The sequence below is a fragment of the Paenibacillus sp. ICGEB2008 genome (assembly GCF_000307675.1).
GTDB classification, from domain to species: domain Bacteria; phylum Bacillota; class Bacilli; order Paenibacillales; family Paenibacillaceae; genus Paenibacillus; species Paenibacillus polymyxa.
The window spans coordinates 21238-38122 of sequence record NZ_AMQU01000024.1 but is presented as its reverse complement, the minus strand read 5'-3'; the positions used below and the strand labels follow the sequence as shown (position 1 = coordinate 38122).

The following is a 16885-nucleotide window of genomic DNA, read 5'->3' as shown; positions in this document are numbered from 1 at the left end:
AGAAAGTAGTTCTTTCATCTTAGCTTTGAGTGTAATTTCATCCGTCTGCAAAACTGAATATGAGGTTGGAAATTTACTTAAAAACCGTAGTGAAATACGGGAATACATAGCTCCAAAGACGCCTTTGTAAGCTGGGAAAACCTGATCTAAAACGGCTTGGAATTGCAGCTTCGTCTGTACACACATCTTTGAAAGGGACTCATACTGTCTTGTAAGATAGCACAGATTGAGAAGTTGCACACCTCTTTTTTTAAAAGGTTCAAACTCTTCCTTGTAGTACAACTCTCCCAATAGGTAAGCGTCCGCAGCATCCGTCTTTACTTTACGAAGTTGAGTCTTTCTAAGCCGATTTGAGATGAGCGGATTAATGATAATGTAAATGTAGTGATGTTCTTCTAGGAACTGAACAACGGGACTTTGGTAATGGCCGGTTGCTTCTAGAATAAGCAGAGGACGTAGTTTGGATGCAGTCTCAACATCCTTCAAAACTTGATGTAAATTTGCTAGGCCATCACGAGTATGCTCGAAGTGGAATGTCCCTCTGAAGGGCTTTCCGCGCGCTAAAAAGGCTTGTCCATGACTTTCTTCTTTTGAAATATCTAGACCGACAACTGGATTCATTTCATCTCTCCCTGTAAGTTTAGATTCTCCGGCATCCCTAAGGTTCTTCTTGTCGCTCCATAGCATCGCTTGTTATACGGGATCTTACGTCCCAACCAGCCTCAATCATGGTCATGACAAGTAGGGCGAACACTATAGCGCTCGGGATCAAGTCCCACGGGCAGGTACGTTCGACCAGGCTACCTTAATCCTCTATGCAAATGAAAAAAGGATCAACCAGAAAGAACTGGTTGATCTCATAATACGAACGGGCAGGATAGTTCAAATACGTGGTATCATGTGGTGAGTAATTAATGGAGCTCACTTCCATCTGTTAGGCTGTAAAAACAAACGCTTGTGCCGCCTCAATTATCACTTTTTGGTGACTATATCACAAAAAAAGTGGGTACTGTTTTTCTTGTAACTTTTCCCCCATACTATCGTTCATAGGAGGTTCATGAAGCAGACAGAGCATTCTATACCATATAAATCATTATAAAAGGAGTGTAATAGAATGGGGAAATTTGACGGGAAGGTAGCAGTTGTAACCGGAGGTACAAGCGGCATCGGTCTCGCGTCGGCACAACAGTTCGTAAAAGAAGGGGCTTACGTTTTTATCACGGGACGCAGACAACGTGAACTGGATGAAGCAGTAAAGCAGATCGGAAAGAATGTTACAGGTGTCCGAGGTGACATATCTAAATCGGAAGATCTAGATATATTATTCGAAACAGTTAAGCGAGAAAAGGGACACTTGGACATTCTCTTTGCAAATGCCGGACTAGGGTCATTTCTTCCATTAGGAGAAATTACAGAAGCACAATACTACAAGACTTTCGATGTCAACGTGAAAGGAACCATCTTTACAGTACAAAAGGCATTAGCTTTGTTTCCAAATAAAAGAGGTTCGATTATTCTAACGGGATCCACTGCTGGCTCGACGGGGATGCCAGCGTTTAGTATCTATGGTGCATCCAAGGCAGCGATCAGACAGCTCGTCCGCAGCTGGATTCTTGATATGAGAGGGACCGAAATTCGTATAAACATCCTTAGTCCGGGAACAATCGTAACGCCGGCGTACGATGAGTTATTTGGCTCTGAACTAGATCATTTACTGGAACAGGCAAAAAATGATATTCCGCTCGGCAGAGTGGGGCAGGTTGAAGAGATCTCCAATGCTGTCATGTTCCTAGCCTCTAATGAAAGCAGCTATATGAACGGCGTTGAATTATTCGTAGATGGCGGAGTAGCTCAAGTTTAACCAGGACATAATAATTTTTAAACGACAAAGACTTTTAAATCAACTTAAATGCGATTGTATTATCCCCTCCATGTAACGTTCAATTTTTCCTTCAGTGATCCTTGAAGGATCAAACGATACATGAAGGGGATATTCTTAGATCGGGAGATGGTGCATTGATATGAAAACATTTTTCTGTGAACTGGAAGTTACACTAGAGGTTATCGGAGGAAAGTGGAAGGGGCTTGTTCTGTACTATTTAATAAAAGGACCTAAACGGACGGGAGAGCTTAAGCGACTCGTTCATAATATATCGCAAAAGATGCTGATTCAAACTCTTCGGGAACTGGAAACAGACGGATTAATTCGCAGAAAGATGTACAATCAGGTACCGCCTAAGGTGGAATATTCAACGACGGAACTGGGTCAATCACTTGAACCCATTTTGAGATCGCTTTGTGATTGGGGGGGGGATTACGCAGAGCAATCCTTCGCTCCAGGCGAGATTGAGATTTTGTATCTGGATTAACTGTCGGGGGACAAGAGCATAGTCCCATTTGAAGTCGCTATTTTAGCGGCTTTTTTGTTTTATCGTTTTACGTTGATGTTTTCGAGTGATGAGCAATATTCTAGTACAGGTTACTTCGTAATTAACAAGGTGCACTACAAAACTAAGAACACAAAACTTGTCTCAGAGATTAATAAGTACGTCTTGGATTATGGCAAAAGCATCATGCCCCAGCTGTTGCCAGGAGTCTGAGCAAACAGGTAAGCGGTTGAGGCTAATGACAATGAACCCATTACGCTAACGGGAAACGTTAGTTCAATGAAACAGATGAAGCAGCGACAGTCTAGGGCATATTTTCTCGTCCTAGCCTACCGTTGTTTCTTTTATTGTAGTTATCAAAACTTTATTTCTGTGAACATTTAAAAAGTGGATTCATATCAGTTCCGCCTTAAATGTCCGTCTGTAAGCAATTTTTCAACTAAAAAGCTACTCGCAAAAATTAACAGTCCTATTTTTCTCAACATTACCTACCCACACCTTTTCAATTAGATTGGAGAACTCTGTTTTGATTTCAGGAGTCGCATAGACTTGGAAACGCATAAACAAGCCAATACAATTTATAAAGTAAGTCTCATTATTTATTATATGTGACTTTACCATTGCAAATAACAATTGTTTAAAACCATCACTGTACCTTTCTCTGTTTAAATAATAGTAGGCCAGTTCGTAACCAAACCATGCAATGTAGTCGGGTACTACTTGTTGGCTGTACATATCAGTAGATGTCGGGAGTTGAGTAAAGGCATCAATGTCTTTTTTAAACCTTGAAAGTACATCATCAACATCCAAATTATATTGATTAGCAGCTATCATAACGTTTAACAGCTTTGAAAGTTTCTCACCTTCCATGGTATCTGCTGTTTCGGCTATGTATTCGACATAATCTGAGAGCACGCTGACATCTCCAGACAAGAGCTTATTTACATAAATATTGCATCGTGCCCAATCTTGATACATTTCTACCCAATAGATGGTATCATCATCAGTCTCTCTAACCCAATCCAAGTCCGCATAGGCGTATGTATATTGTAGAGCTTGTTGATTGTCCAAAATCACAAAAAAGCGCAGCCTCCAAAAAGCTTGGAAGCCGCGCTGTGCTTGAGTTTTATAAGATGCTGGTGAAGGGAATTGAACCCCCGGCCTACGCATTACGAGTGCGTTGCTCTACCCCTGAGCTACACCAGCAGGTCAGTGTGACTGACAACAAAAACTATTATACTCTTAGTTACATAAAAATCAATCACTTACATCAACTTTATCAACTAAGATTTGGATTTAATTCTGTAACATTCCCTGCCGTGGTTCCGGATAGCTTATCTGCGACGGATCGCAGCTTTTGGCGACTGGAGGAAGGCTTGTCACGGCGATCATCGATTTTGACCGAAGTGGAAACGCGTTTGGCTCCTGCTAGGAATGGCGCTTCGTGTAGCGCAGCAATAGCGGTGAACACATCGTCCAACGAACCTTCAATAATCGTACTCATAGAGGTAAGTTCATAGGTAATTCCCTTTTGCGTCTTCAACACTTTTTGCATTTGAGCAACGTAGTCGCTCAGGCTCGTACTCCCCGTTCCAATCGGGATTACTGTCACTTCTGCAATGGCCATCACCAAGTTCCTCCTTTAAATTGAAAAAATCATCTTTTTTAAAATTCTAAAAACTCAGTCGATAAAGCAACCTTGTTCTTCAAAAAAGTTCCATATGTATACGGCTTATTTTAGTAGGAAACATCTTTATCATTTATTGTACCGTTCACTCCGTCTCAATTCAAATACAGCCCGCGACTTCTCTGCATATTTTGATTTTCCATTCCTTTTCCTTTACGTATGGCTTCGAATGTTGCTATAATACTCCTTGCACTTATTTGAAATTTTAAGTTTATATACACAATATGTTGGGTTAAATATTCATAACACCTCTAAATATAGTGATGTAGCCGATGATTCCTACGGAAACCATCTTTTTTCCTTCATTGGCAGGCGCATCGCTATTTCTATGTTATTGGATTACATACAGCCCCAAAATGCTGTCTGACCATCGCTTTTTTCACCAGTTTCTTTTCTCAGATCATTTTCATGCCTATTCCCTAAGTATGAATTCCAAATCAAGAAAGCGAGGAATTAATCCTATGCCACAACTCGTAACCAAACCAAACAATCGCCAGTTGGCCTTTGATGAAATACGTATATCCGTATATGCTGACCGTGTACTCAGCGGGCTGGACAAGCTGGATAAAGATCGACTCATTCGCGGTGTAACTAGTAAGCTCCGCCGGGACGAAGTCACTGGAGATGAGATTAGCAACGCATTTGCAATGGCTGCTCTAGAACTGGTTAGCAAGGAAGAACCGGACTGGAAATTTGCCGCTGCGCGTGCTTTGCTCACTTCCCTATATAAAAAAGCGGCTACTCACCGCCGTTACAAATCCTATGCAGACGAGCCTTACGGCGCTTTTTATCCACTGATCACTGATTTAGTTCAAAAAGGAATCTACCGTCAGGAACTGCTTGACTGCTACACCAAGGAGCAGATTGATGAGCTCGGCGATTCCATAATGCCGCAGAATGACCTGCTGTTCGACTATATTGGACTGTTGACGCTGTCTGAGCGCTATTTGGCCAATGATTTTGACGGACGCGTAATGGAGCTTCCACAGGAACGCTACATGATTATTGCAATGTACCTGATGCATCAAGAGCCTGCCGACAAGCGTATGGAGCTGGTCAAGGAAGCATACTGGGCGATGAGCAACATGTACATGACCGCAGCTACACCAACCATGTCTAATGCCGGAAAAAAGGTGGCCGGACAGCTCTCCAGCTGCTTTATCGACACCGTAGACGATTCATTGGAAGGTATTTTCGATTCCAATACCGATGTAGCCCGTCTTAGCAAAATGGGTGGCGGTATCGGCGTATACCTCGGTAAAGTACGGGCGCGCGGCTCCGATATCCGTGGACATAAAAATACAAGCTCTGGCGTTATCCCTTGGATTCGCCAGCTAAACAATACAGCTGTTAGCGTAGACCAGTTGGGTACACGCAAAGGTGCAATCGCCGTTTACTTGGACGTATTCCACAAAGACATTCTGGCGTTCCTGGACCTGAAGCTGAACAACGGTGACGAGCGGATGCGTGCACATGACGTGTTCCACGGCGTATGTCTGCCCGATTTGTTCATGGAGCGGGTCGAAGCACGGGGCGAATGGAATCTGTTCTGTCCGCATGAAGTGAAGAAGGTGATGGGCTGGAAGGATGACAAGGGTCGTCCACTGGGACTGGAGGATTTTTATGATGAAGCCTTCGGTTCAGGCTCCTTCCGTGAGAAGTATGAGGAGGCGTCACAGCATCCGATCCTCTCTCGTATTACGGTGCCTGCCATTGACATCATGAAGCGTTTGATGAAATCACAGCTGGAAACAGGTACGCCGTACATGTTCTACCGCGATACGGTAAACCGTGCTAATCCAAACCGCGCCCATGGTATGGTATATTCCTCCAACCTGTGCACGGAAATTATGCAAAATCAATCTGCAACGGTAGTGGAAAAAGAAGAACTGGTCACCAAGGATGGACAAACACGCATTGTTATTTCCAAAATTCCTGGCGACTTTGTTGTGTGCAACCTGAACTCCATCCATCTGGCTCGTGCGGTTCCGGCAGGTGTGCTGGATCGTCTCGTACCGATTCAGGTACGTATGCTGGATAATGTTATTGATATCAACAACATTGAGGTGCTGCAAGCACAATACACAAACAGCCAATATCGTGCTGTCGGCTTGGGTACATTTGGGCTGCATCATCTGCTCGCACTTGAGGGCATCCGCTGGGAGTCCGATGAAGCGGTAACCTATAATGATCATTTGTATGAAAAAATTAACTACCTGGCCGTAAAATCCAGCATGGAGCTGGCGAAAGAAAAAGGCCGTTATGCCAAATTCGAGGGTTCTGACTGGTCGACCGGGCATTATTTCACTTCCCGTGGCTATACAGACGGTACACGTGAAGGCAAATTCGTCACTACGTCCGAGTGGAGCGAGCTTGCGGAACAAGTCCAACAAAACGGTGTCCGTAACGCATGGCTGTTCGCCATTGCGCCTAACGGTTCTACGTCCATTATCGCAGGCTCTACCGCTAGTATTGATCCACTGTATGAGTTGCTTTCCTATGAAGAGAAAACAACCTACAAGATCGCTAACCCTGCACCAGATTTGAATGAAAAAACCATCTGGTACTACAAAACAGCTTTCTTGCTGGATCAACACGCTTCAATCAACATGGCTTCTGCACGTCAGCGTCATATTGACCAAGGTCAAAGCTTTAATCTATATGTACGCCCAGATATTAAAGCTACCGAATTTTTAGCGCTGCATATTCATGCCTGGAAATCGGGTATGAAGTCGACCTATTATGTACGCAGCCGCGCACTGACGATTGAAGAATGCGAAAGCTGCGCATCCTAAACTAAAGGAGAGAGGCTCTCATGCAGTTACAAAAGATTTTTAACACGGAAGCGCCTAACCGCTCTACCCGTATTATTGAAGGCGAAAACTCCGGTATCCTGAACTGGAACGATATTCGGATGCCGCATATGTACAAACTATATAAAGTACTGCTGCTGAACCACTGGATTCCAGATGAAATTCCGATGTCCAAGGACGCGTCCCAATTCCCTATGCTGGATGCCGAAGAGCAACGCACATTCAAAATTAATATTGGCCTGCTAGCTGTGCTGGATTCCATGCAAACCATGTTTGTCGGAGATGTAAAACGATATTTTACCGATTCCTCGCTGGAAGCTATTTCGGCCATTATCGGACAACAGGAAGTCGTGCATAACCAGTCCTACTCTTACGTGCTGTCTTCCCTGGTATCAGAGCAGGAGCAGAAGGAAATTTTTGAATACTGGAAAAATGATCCTGTCCTGCTGGAGCGTAACACATTCATCTCGGACATTTATCAAGAGTTCCGCGATGAGCAGAACCCGCAAACCTTTTTCCAAGCCATGGTAGCGGATTTGATTCTGGAAGGCATATTCTTTTACAGTACATTTGCTTTCTTTTACAATTTGGCCCGTGACCAAAAAATGATGGCCACCAGCCAGATGATCTCGTATATTCAGCGCGACGAAAATCAGCATTGCTACTTCTTTGCCGAAGTGTTCAAGCAGCTTTTGGCTGATTTCCCTGAGTTGAATACCAAGGAAAATACGGACTATGTCTATCGTATGATCAACCGCGCTGTGGAACTGGAAACGAATTGGGCGCATTACACGCTCAAAGAGGTTCGCGGCATTGACTTGAACGAGCTGAGCGATTATATCAAATACATGGCAAACATGCGCCTGAGACTTCTGGGTATGGACAAAGCATACGAAGGTGTAGATGTAAACTGTATGCCTTGGATCAAGCCATTTTCCGATGAAGCGCTGAATGCAACAAAAACGGACTTTTTTGAAGCAAAATCACGCAATTATGGCAAGGTCGGAGATGACAACGGATTTGACGATTTGTAAATCATAAACTACAAGCCTTAACTCGGTTATTGCTGAGCTAAGGCTTTTTTCTATGGGATGAAACTTGCGTAAATATGCAAAAAATTCATGAAACATATGAATTACTATTCATATTTTCCTAGTTAAACACGATATATAGGAAGGTGAAATAATATAGTAAGGAGCATATTATGAAAAGCAAAGTTAAAAAAAGAATGGGATTACAATCCAAACTCTACTTCATCTTGCTCATTCCTTTAGTTGTGATTGGCGTCATGATTCTGTGGACGACCAAACTATCTATTCAGAATGCTTCTCTATCAACCATGCAGCTAAACAATGAAGCGTTGGCGGTGAATACGGCCAAGCTACTGGACAAATCAGCCGTCAAAAGCTTAAACACGAATCCATCCGAGCAGAGCAGTGAGTATAAAAAACTTCGGAACGAGTTAAATACGCTCAGGCTGCAAAGCGGAGTCCTGTATATGTATATGTACAATCGTGTTGGCGATGAGTGGAAGCTTACAGTGGACGGAGCTGCTTGGGACGACAAAGACTACAGTCCTTTCGGAAGTCCTGTAAGTTTTACCCGTAAAGAAACGGCAAATAGATTGAAACAAGGGGAGACGGTAACTACAGATATCACAACGGACCCTGATTGGGGAACGATGTTTTCTTCCTTTACACCCATTAAGGATACAGATGGAACCATCATAGGCTATCTGGGAATCGACAGATCTCTAGCCTCTGTAACTGAAGTATACGAGAAAACCTTGCCTGAGGCCTATCGGCTAGTTATCCCTGTGGTCTCCATCATTCTGATCATTTCCATTGCGGCAATGATGCTGGTAACACGTCGAATACTACGTCAAGTGCGGTTTATTAAAGATACACTGGAGCAAGTAGCTGATGGCAATCTTACGGCTACATCGCAGCAAGTTACGTATGATCAGCTAGGTGAAATCAGCGACTTGACGAACCGGATGGTAGAAGCCATGTCCAATATGATTGTGGACATTCAAAGCAGTTCGAGTACACTTCAGCAAGCATCCGAGAATATCGTCGTGACATCAGAAGGAACCCTTCACCAAACCGAGGAACTGTCCCGCACACTCCAACAAATTGCGGATGTATCTACAAACCAAGCAGATCAAACGATAGAGTCGGTTCAGCAATCTGACCGCTTAGGACAAACGCTGGATGAAGTCGGAAGCCATGTGCACCAATTTACGGATACGGCGCGCCATCTCAATGAAGTCCGTAATCAGGTAGCCAGTGAACATGAACTGCTATTGGAGAAGGGACGAGAAAGCGCTCTGCGAATCAAGCAAATGCAGCGTATGTCACACGCGCTAACTGAAAAGTCCCGCGAAGCAGCTAACATTGGACAGCAGGTACAGGGCATCGTAAAGCAGACACAGATTTTATCCTTTAATGCCTCGATTGAAGCTTCGCGTGCAGGGGAAGCTGGTAAAGGTTTTTCTGTCGTAGCTCATGAAATGGGACAACTTGCCCAACAATCTGCCATATCTATTCGTGAAATTGACGAAATCTTAAGTAGTTTTGTCGAGCAAATTGAGCAAATGGGCGATCAATTTGATGAAAATATAAACACTGTCAATGAACAAGAAAAACAAATTGCATTATGTCTACAGTCTGTTGATAAAGTCACCCAGGTATCAGAGGAAGTTGAGGAACTGGCTGCACATCTGGCCCAATTGACGACAGAAATGCAGGAGGTACGTCACAGCGTAGATCAACATCTGAAGCACACAGCCAGCGCGGCGCAGCAAACTGCCGGAATGACAGAAGATGTATCCGCAAGCGCACAGAAGCAGGCCCTAGCGGTAAAAGAACTATCCGAAGTAGCCCGTAATCTGACCACACTCTCCAACAATCTACAGCGTCATGCTGATCAGTTCCGGGTGAAGAATTCCGACCAGTAATGATTTCGGTGAACTGTGACCCGTAAGATGGACACTTAATTGAAAGTGTCCATCTTACGGGTCATTTTACAGACGAAAAGGAGTACACTCAAAAGGAGCATTCGCTAACTTAGCGAATGCTCCTTTTGAGGTTAGAAAGCCGAGCTGAGTACACCTTTATCCAGGTAGATGCATACATATATAACCTAGAAGGTCAATTTAAGCACTTAAGAGTTATAGCCGTTATTCTCACGATGGGGGAATCGCAACTGTTTTCATTGGCTTAATATAAGAAGGATAGCCTCCCGTATGCTGGAGCATTTCAATTTCACGCAAAATACGCGGCAAGTCAGCGACCGAGTTCATCACGATGTGGGCCCCTGCCCTTTTCAAACCATATATACTTTGTCTGCGTCGTTCCTCGGCTACCCTATCGTCCACTTCACAGCTTGTAGTGTGGTTCGCGGCCAAAGCACTCTCGTTATGGTTCAACACACCAATCGTCCAAACGCCGGCATTCCGTCCTTCTTGCATATCGGCTGCTGTGTCTCCTACCTTCACAATATCGCTAAGCGGGAATACCTGCAGGCGATGTGCAATTTCATAGATCATCCACGGATAAGGCCTCCCCTGCGAAACTTCACATGGGGCTACCATACAATCCAGCGTATAGGGTGACTGTGCAGGCGTGAATACATGACTCAGCATTTCCATCGGGCAGGATGCAGTAGCGCCTGACTGAATGCGGCGATCTTGAAGCTCCTGCAACGCCCTATCTATACCGACAGCAGTTTCAGCCCCTTGGATCAAAGAGCGAAGAACAGGGACAAGCTCAAGATAAATATGCTCAATATCCACTCTACCAGGATGCGCACCAAAGCACTCCAACCATTTTCTACGAACCTCTGAAAGTCCGAGCACATTCGCAATATGATCCCGGATGGGCAGTCCTCGTCCATGAGATACCTGCTCTTCAGTTACCTGTATACCCTTCCATCTAAAGATGTCGCACATTCCCTGGATTAAGCCCCGACCTCCGGGGTCTAACAATGTACTTTCCAGATTAAAAATAACCGCCTGTATCATGCAATCCCCGCCTTTCCGTACCGCGGCTATCCGCAATCTTTATTTTGCTTAGGAACATGATACACAGCTAACGTAAACTTAAATGTCGCAAACGGTAAGCGGATTGTAATTGAGAATAAATTCCTTGAATGGTTTTAATTTACCGATTGAAATGAGGAGGGAGTCGCAATATGAGACAGCCTTGGAATGAATTTAATTCTAAAATGCCTTGGCGAATGGAGCTTGGTTGTTATGCGCTGAATAAGCTTGCCTGTGGAGGATTGGTTTTTGGTCTGTTATGGGTCTACTGCTATCTGACAAAGGAAATAACGGGATTACCTGTGAGTATAGCAGGCAATAGCGGTGAACTGACCGCGCAGTTATGGGCCTATGGCTTTGCCCTTCCAGCGGCTCTTGCCGCTGATGCACTACGTGATCTTTTGCCCTGGCTTCGCAAGCCTGAGCAGTTCACACTATATCTTGCCGTAGGGTTCAGTGTCTTTCTTCTGCTAGGATCTTTGATGTCGCCTGCTGGAACGGGCATCTCGTGGAGCAACGGCATGGCAGGTGCAGGGATTACACTGCTCTATTATGGCGGAAGGCACTGGCTGAACCGTGAATACGGAGTACAGATCATGCTGGCCTTCCTCCTGCCACTGCTGCTATGGATTATAGGGCTTCAATGATGTCGCCAGCTACCACTGAGGCGGGATGCTGGCGATGGCGCGCGGCCGTTTCTCCAGCCGCACCATGCAGATACACGCCAAAGGCTGCTGCCTGTGAAGCGTTCAAGCCTTGGGCCAACAACCCTGCGATGATGCCTGTCAGCACATCGCCCGCACCGCCTGTCGCCATCCCGGCGTGGCCTGTTGTATTGACGTAGGTCGCTCCGTCGGGACACGCAATGACCGTGCGTGCTCCCTTGAGCACCAGCGTGACTCCATGTGTCCGGGCGTACTCCCGGGCATGGGTGATACGGTCACGCTGCACCTCTCCTGTCGATATGCCCAGCAGACGTGCCATTTCACCGGGATGCGGCGTTAACACGATTGCCGCATCTCTCGACTTCCAGGCATCCAGCTCAGGCCCCGCCGAGGCGAGGATGTTCAAGGCGTCCGCATCAAGCACGAGCGGACCGCTGTATTCCTCCCACAGGCGGCGCAGCCAGCCAGTGTCCCCTGCGAAGCGGCCGAGGCCAGGCCCGACGGCCAGCACATCGCGCGCCTGCGCGAGCTGTAGCAGCTCATCTGCGGAGTCGGCGTTCCATTCGCCGTCGCTGCCTGTTGCTGCGGCAGCGAGCATCAGCTCTGGTGCGGCGCCAATGACGCGTGGCAACAGCGCTTCTGGCACCGCCCACGTCACAAGCCCGCTGCCAATGCGCAAGGCGGCACGTGCGGCCAGCAGGCCCGCACCGCTCATGCGCAGGCTCCCGCCTGCGACCAGAACGTGGCCGTAGGTGCCCTTGTGCCCGTCCGGCACACGGCTGCGGCTGACGTCCACGTCCAGCGCGTCACGCAGCGTATCGCTGGTCAGGAGCCGCAGCTGCACGCCACGCTCACGGGCAAGGCCGGGCGGGATACCGATGTAGCGTACCACCACATCCCCAGCGTTTCCGGCGCCCGGATATTGGGCGAGCCCACACTTCAAGTAGGCAAGGCATACGGTGACACGCGCATGAATGCACGGCTCGTGCAGCGCACCTGTGTCGGCGTCGAGTCCGCTAGGCACGTCTACCGACACGATCGGCGCGCCGCTGGCATTAGCCTCGCGGATTAGCGAGGCATAGGGTTCACGCGGTGGACCTTGCGTGCCTGTGCCCAGCAGGGCATCGACGATGCCAGAGGCACCGCGCAGGTCGAGGTTATCCCGACCATAGAGGATAACCGGGATATCCAGCGCCGCGATGATATCGCGCTGGGCAGCCGCTTCACCGCGCAGCGTTGCAGGCGGTTCGGCATACACAACGGTGACGCGCAGACCTGCATCGGTCAGATGGCGGGCTGCCACCAGTCCGTCACCGCCGTTGTTGCCTTTACCTACGAGGATATACCAGTGTGCTCGTTCACGTACGTCATATTGCCCACCGCTCGATGAATCCGTCCGTATAACACCGCCATGTCCTGGTACATCCCCCGGTCCTGTGTGTGTGACCTCATTTATGCCATCGCTTGTTCCACGTCTCTCCGCACAAAGCTTCAGTACCTCGTCAGCTACTGCTCGCCCGGCATTTTCCATCAAGATCAGGGCCGGGATTCCCAGCTTGTCAATCGTGTACCGATCCAGTTGCCGCATTTGTTCGGCGGTCACCATATACATGCTTTTTCGCCTCCCATATAGCCATCCCTGTTGATTAATATCCGACTGTAAAGCGGGAATTGACAAATTCCCCTTCTACTAACTCATCAATCAGGGCTACCGCATAATCCTCGACAGAGATGCGACTATGACCTAATTCATCAACCACCAAATGATCCAAGCCAATACGGAACTGTCCTGTACGTTTACCTGGTTCAATAATTCCGGCAGGACTGCAATAGGTCCAGTCTACATCCGCAGCACGGTACAGCTCCAGGGCATCAGCGTGCGCAGCCGCCAGCGGCTTCACTTCCTCCGGAAACTCAGCGGTATCCATGAGACGCTCACCGGATTCTGTTTTCAGACTGCCCGCTCCGCCAACGACAAGTATGCGCTCCGCGCCGGAACGCCGTGTTCCTTCCAGTAAAGAACGAGTTGCTTCGAGCAGTTCCTCCTCAGCTCCAAACTTGGGACCATAGGCGCTAATGATAGCATCGTGCCCTTTGGCTACCTCTGTAACGGAATTCGGGTTTAGAATATCCGCCTGAACCACCGTCAAATATTCACTTTGCTCCGTCACTCGTTGCGGATCGCGCACTGCCGCCGTCACCTCATACTTACGCTTGATCGCTTCCTTTACTAACGCTTTGCCAATTGTTCCTGTTGCTCCAAAAATAATTACTTTCATATTAAGTTGCCTTCTTCCTATCTATAATTTTCTTACTGTTAATTATCCGTTTTATAACCAGCTCAAACTCGTACAGGATTTCAGCTTACAGTCCCCCCGGCTGGCGCCAGTACATCCCTTCTGACCCCGGACTGACCAGTTGGAAGCCGAACTGCGCATATAACCGGTCGGCTGGCTTATCCGCAATCAGCGTTGCAAAGCTGCCCGCCGGAACCTCCCGTCTCAAATACTCCATAATCTCTTCCATAAGCTTACGCCCATAGCCCTTCCCCTGATGGGAAGGCTTGACTGCAATATCCGTAACCAGAAAAAACACACCGCCATCACCGCTCACCCGGCCCATCCCGATCAATTCCTGTCCAAGACGTAGCGTTACAGCAAATAGGCTGTTCGGCAGGCCCTTAGCTGCCGCTTCTTCCGTAATTTGCAATAAACCAGCCTCCTTGCGTAAAGCCCGATATTCCTCGACGGCTGGAATGGCGTAATCTACGCGAAGCAGCTCGTACGGTTGATTCGATATCTCATGATGTTCTGTTGCAAATTCAATTTTTTTTATTCATGCCGAATCTTCCTTCCTGCTGTAATCTTGTCTATTTTACCAAAAAATACTTCATAGTTCTTGGTTTAGAGATATACAAGCCCTTGAAATGCCTGTGTGGTCTGTGCAATAGTGTAGAAAGAACAATGGAAGGAGGGATTGCGGGTGTCCCCGACGGACTTCGCGGCATTAGCCGCATATATCTCACCCGGTCTGATCGCCTTCCTGCTGGCGTTGTCCTTACTGGTATGGCTGTATGTTCACAGTGCAGCCCAGCTTCGCAATTCGCGTCAGCAGCGGCTCGAAGAATTACAGGAATCACTGCGTATCTATGGCCGGTTAGCTGGTTATCTCCAAACGGCTACCCAGAACGCGATCAACAACAGTGAAAAGCAGCAGCACCAGAATGGACTAATCCATGCTCTTCAGGAGGCTAAGGCCGCCCCCTATTTGACCCCTCACCTTCAAGAGCAGGTTCAAGCATCCCTTCGGGAATGTGATCCATTCCGCCGGGAATTGCTTCTCAAATCACTGGAGCGTGAAATGAACAAACTGATCGAGGAACGACGACTTGTTCTACTGGAATCCCATGCTCCAGGCTGGGGAACAGCATTATGGAAACTATTGCGCCCAGCGGCCGGTCCGCTGGCGCTGGCGGGAATGGTCTGGTTAATCTCAAGATTGGTTATAGAACTGATAACCTACAGTCATGTCGATGTTAGTCTACCCGACACCACACAATCTGCCTCATGGCTTATAGGGTATGCATGGATAAGGTTCGTTTCTGGCTTAATCGCCTTGCTGTATGTCTATCGGCTGATGACCCTGCGTAGACAAAATGATCTGGACGTGACGACATCCCATTTCCCAACAAGTCTGTTGTGCATGGTCATCGCCGTTGTCGCCCTGTTTCAGTGGCTCGGGCCAGAAGCATCTCCCTACATACTGACTGTACAGCTTGTGCTGTTCTTGATTGGCTTCCGACTTACCCGAGGCCGCTCGCGAAGTGATCGTCCTTATGTGGGTCATCCCGGCTTGATGAAGTCCGATGGTTCGCAGCACCAGGAATTACACACAACTGACAAAGATACAACCGCTGATTCTTCTGTGGCTGATGAACATATGCGGTCCTAAAAACCAGGTGCGCCTGAAATAGATCCCGTATACATCCCGCAAATCACATACCATCACAGGACATCCCAACACACAAAGAAAGAGTTCATGGGGTGTCCTGTTTTTTGAACAATTTTTGGCTTTTTGCCGGGTTAGGCTTGTGCCAGCGATCAAGGAAAGGGTATATTGTTTATATAAATGTAAATCATATCGTTTTATATGTATGAATATTGAAAAAAATCCATATATGTTAAACTACCATCAATTTATGATGTGCGTTAGAATTGGAGGAATTATGCAACTGGACATTTCTGAAAAATCACTTCCCGTTTATGAAGCGCTGGCCAGTGAGGTTCGGCTGAATATGATTGTTCTGCTTGCGGAGAAACCGATGAATATACGTGAGCTAGCGGAAGCGCTGGGACTCAGTAGTGCGATTATGACAATGCATGTCAAGAAACTGGAAAGAGCATCCATTATTTCGACTAAAATGCTGCCCGGACGAGGCGGGGTTCAGAAAGTATGCTCATTGGCTACGGACAAAATTGAAATCGCCATGCCACGCTATCAGCAGGATGTACGGCAATTTCATCAGACGGAGATTTCCGTCGGACACTTTACAGATTTTGAGATTCAGTCCACCTGCGGTCTAGCCACCGTCGAAAAGATTATCGGAGAATTTGATGAGCCTCGTTCGTTCTTGGACCCTGAGCGCTTCAATTCCAAAATTCTGTGGTTTAGCCAAGGGTATATGGATTATAAAGTGCCGAATTTCCTATTGTCCAGTCAAAAAGCTGAGGAACTGGAAATTTCAATGGAATTATCATCAGAAGCCCCATTTACCAATGATAATTGGCCTTCAGACATCACGTTTTTCCTAAATGATGTGAATTTAGGCACTTGGACCAGTCCAGGGGATTTTGGGGATAATCGTGGTAAATATACACCTTCATGGTGGCCTGATTTTATCAATCAGTATGGCCTACTTAAGAGACTTCGCGTTACGTCTGAAGGCACCTTTATGGATGGCAAGCAGATATCCGATGTGACTCTAAGCGACGTGCTGATTGACCAGAAGCAATGGAAATTCCGTATCGCTATTTTGGATGATGCCCAGCATATTGGAGGGGTAACCCTGTTCGGTACCGGATTCGGTAACTATAACCAGGATATCCTGTTCCGTTTGTACTACAAACCTGCGGAAAACCATACCAAAACAGCAACGGTAGAAGCTGGCGAGAGCAGCAAGTAATCATTAGACTCCTTCAAAACCTGAACACGGCGTTTTGCCCATGCCTTTCTTGGGAGACAAAGCGCCGTGTTTTACTTTATCCTCTTTTACTGGTCCTTCGACCCTTTTT

14 protein-coding genes, 1 tRNA gene and 1 pseudogene are annotated in these 16885 nt (G+C 47.0%); 8 read left to right on the top strand and 8 right to left on the bottom strand.

Going from position 1 to position 16885, the window contains the following annotated elements; translation table 11 throughout:
- Nucleotides 1-621, bottom strand: a 621-nt coding sequence (locus tag C400_RS0120820) for an IS110 family transposase (RefSeq protein ID WP_017428088.1), incomplete at its 3' end; no start/stop codon positions are given.
- A gap of 493 nt (nt 622-1114) precedes the next feature.
- Here C400_RS0120820 and C400_RS0120815 point away from each other — a divergent pair.
- Both C400_RS0120815 and C400_RS0120810 read left to right on the top strand, forming a co-directional pair.
- On the top strand, nt 1115-1861 hold the full coding sequence (locus C400_RS0120815; protein WP_013369142.1) for an SDR family NAD(P)-dependent oxidoreductase: 747 nt from the start codon (nt 1115-1117) through the stop codon (nt 1859-1861).
- Between the two features lie 160 nt (nt 1862-2021).
- Nucleotides 2022-2369 (top strand): winged helix-turn-helix transcriptional regulator, encoded by a 348-nt coding sequence (locus tag C400_RS0120810; protein ID WP_017428087.1) that lies wholly within the window; start codon nt 2022-2024, stop codon nt 2367-2369.
- A 465-nt stretch (nt 2370-2834) separates the two neighbouring features.
- On the opposite strand, the pseudogene C400_RS0120805 reads toward C400_RS0120810, so the two are convergent.
- The 3 genes and pseudogenes from C400_RS0120805 to C400_RS0120795 form a co-directional block, all read right to left on the bottom strand.
- Nucleotides 2835-3455 (bottom strand): annotated as a pseudogene (locus C400_RS0120805) (transcriptional regulator); the annotation flags it as partial.
- Nucleotides 3456-3521: 66 nt separating this feature from the next.
- Nucleotides 3522-3593, bottom strand: a tRNA-Thr gene (locus C400_RS0120800).
- A gap of 73 nt (nt 3594-3666) precedes the next feature.
- Complete coding sequence (locus tag C400_RS0120795) at nt 3667-4014, bottom strand: MTH1187 family thiamine-binding protein (RefSeq protein ID WP_016819451.1); 348 nt, start codon at nt 4012-4014, stop codon at nt 3667-3669.
- A 521-nt stretch (nt 4015-4535) separates the two neighbouring features.
- On the opposite strand from C400_RS0120795, the gene C400_RS0120790 reads away from it, so the two are divergent.
- The 3 genes from C400_RS0120790 to C400_RS0120780 all read left to right on the top strand — a co-directional run bounded on the left by C400_RS0120790 (nt 4536) and on the right by C400_RS0120780 (nt 9846).
- Nucleotides 4536-6869 carry a ribonucleoside-diphosphate reductase subunit alpha gene (locus C400_RS0120790; RefSeq protein ID WP_026065484.1) on the top strand — a complete coding sequence of 778 codons (2334 nt, stop codon included), beginning with the start codon at nt 4536-4538 and terminating at the stop codon, nt 6867-6869.
- A gap of 20 nt (nt 6870-6889) precedes the next feature.
- Nucleotides 6890-7921 carry a ribonucleotide-diphosphate reductase subunit beta gene (locus C400_RS0120785; RefSeq protein ID WP_016819449.1) on the top strand — a complete coding sequence of 344 codons (1032 nt, stop codon included), beginning with the start codon at nt 6890-6892 and terminating at the stop codon, nt 7919-7921.
- Nucleotides 7922-8091: 170 nt separating this feature from the next.
- On the top strand, nt 8092-9846 hold the full coding sequence (locus tag C400_RS0120780) for a methyl-accepting chemotaxis protein (protein ID WP_017428084.1): 1755 nt from the start codon (nt 8092-8094) through the stop codon (nt 9844-9846).
- 228 nt (nt 9847-10074) lie between these two features.
- Here C400_RS0120780 and C400_RS0120775 read toward each other — a convergent pair whose 3' ends face one another.
- Complete coding sequence (locus C400_RS0120775) at nt 10075-10911, bottom strand: HAD hydrolase-like protein (RefSeq protein WP_017428083.1); 837 nt, start codon at nt 10909-10911, stop codon at nt 10075-10077.
- 170 nt (nt 10912-11081) lie between these two features.
- On the opposite strand from C400_RS0120775, the gene C400_RS0120770 reads away from it, so the two are divergent.
- Nucleotides 11082-11576, top strand: a complete 495-nt coding sequence (locus C400_RS0120770; protein ID WP_017428082.1) for a hypothetical protein — start codon at nt 11082-11084, stop codon at nt 11574-11576.
- Here C400_RS0120770 and C400_RS0120765 read toward each other — a convergent pair.
- The 3 genes from C400_RS0120765 to C400_RS0120755 all read right to left on the bottom strand — a co-directional run bounded on the left by C400_RS0120765 (nt 11560) and on the right by C400_RS0120755 (nt 14372).
- Nucleotides 11560-13206, bottom strand: coding sequence for a bifunctional ADP-dependent NAD(P)H-hydrate dehydratase/NAD(P)H-hydrate epimerase (locus tag C400_RS0120765; RefSeq protein WP_017428081.1), 1647 nt, complete (start codon nt 13204-13206; stop codon nt 11560-11562). The two genes, C400_RS0120770 and C400_RS0120765, sit on opposite strands and share 17 nt — an antisense overlap.
- Before the next feature lie 34 nt (nt 13207-13240).
- On the bottom strand, nt 13241-13873 hold the full coding sequence (locus C400_RS0120760) for an NAD(P)-dependent oxidoreductase (protein ID WP_016819444.1): 633 nt from the start codon (nt 13871-13873) through the stop codon (nt 13241-13243).
- 85 nt (nt 13874-13958) lie between these two features.
- Nucleotides 13959-14372: a GNAT family N-acetyltransferase gene (locus C400_RS0120755; RefSeq protein WP_232795402.1), complete on the bottom strand. Its 414-nt coding sequence runs from the start codon at nt 14370-14372 to the stop codon at nt 13959-13961.
- 204 nt (nt 14373-14576) lie between these two features.
- On the opposite strand from C400_RS0120755, the gene C400_RS0120750 reads away from it, so the two are divergent.
- Complete coding sequence (locus C400_RS0120750; protein WP_017428079.1) at nt 14577-15545, top strand: hypothetical protein; 969 nt, start codon at nt 14577-14579, stop codon at nt 15543-15545.
- A gap of 274 nt (nt 15546-15819) precedes the next feature.
- Entirely contained in the window at nt 15820-16776 is a 957-nt protein-coding gene (locus C400_RS0120745; RefSeq protein WP_016819441.1) for an ArsR/SmtB family transcription factor, read from the top strand.
- Nucleotides 16777-16885: the final 109 nt, after the last annotated feature.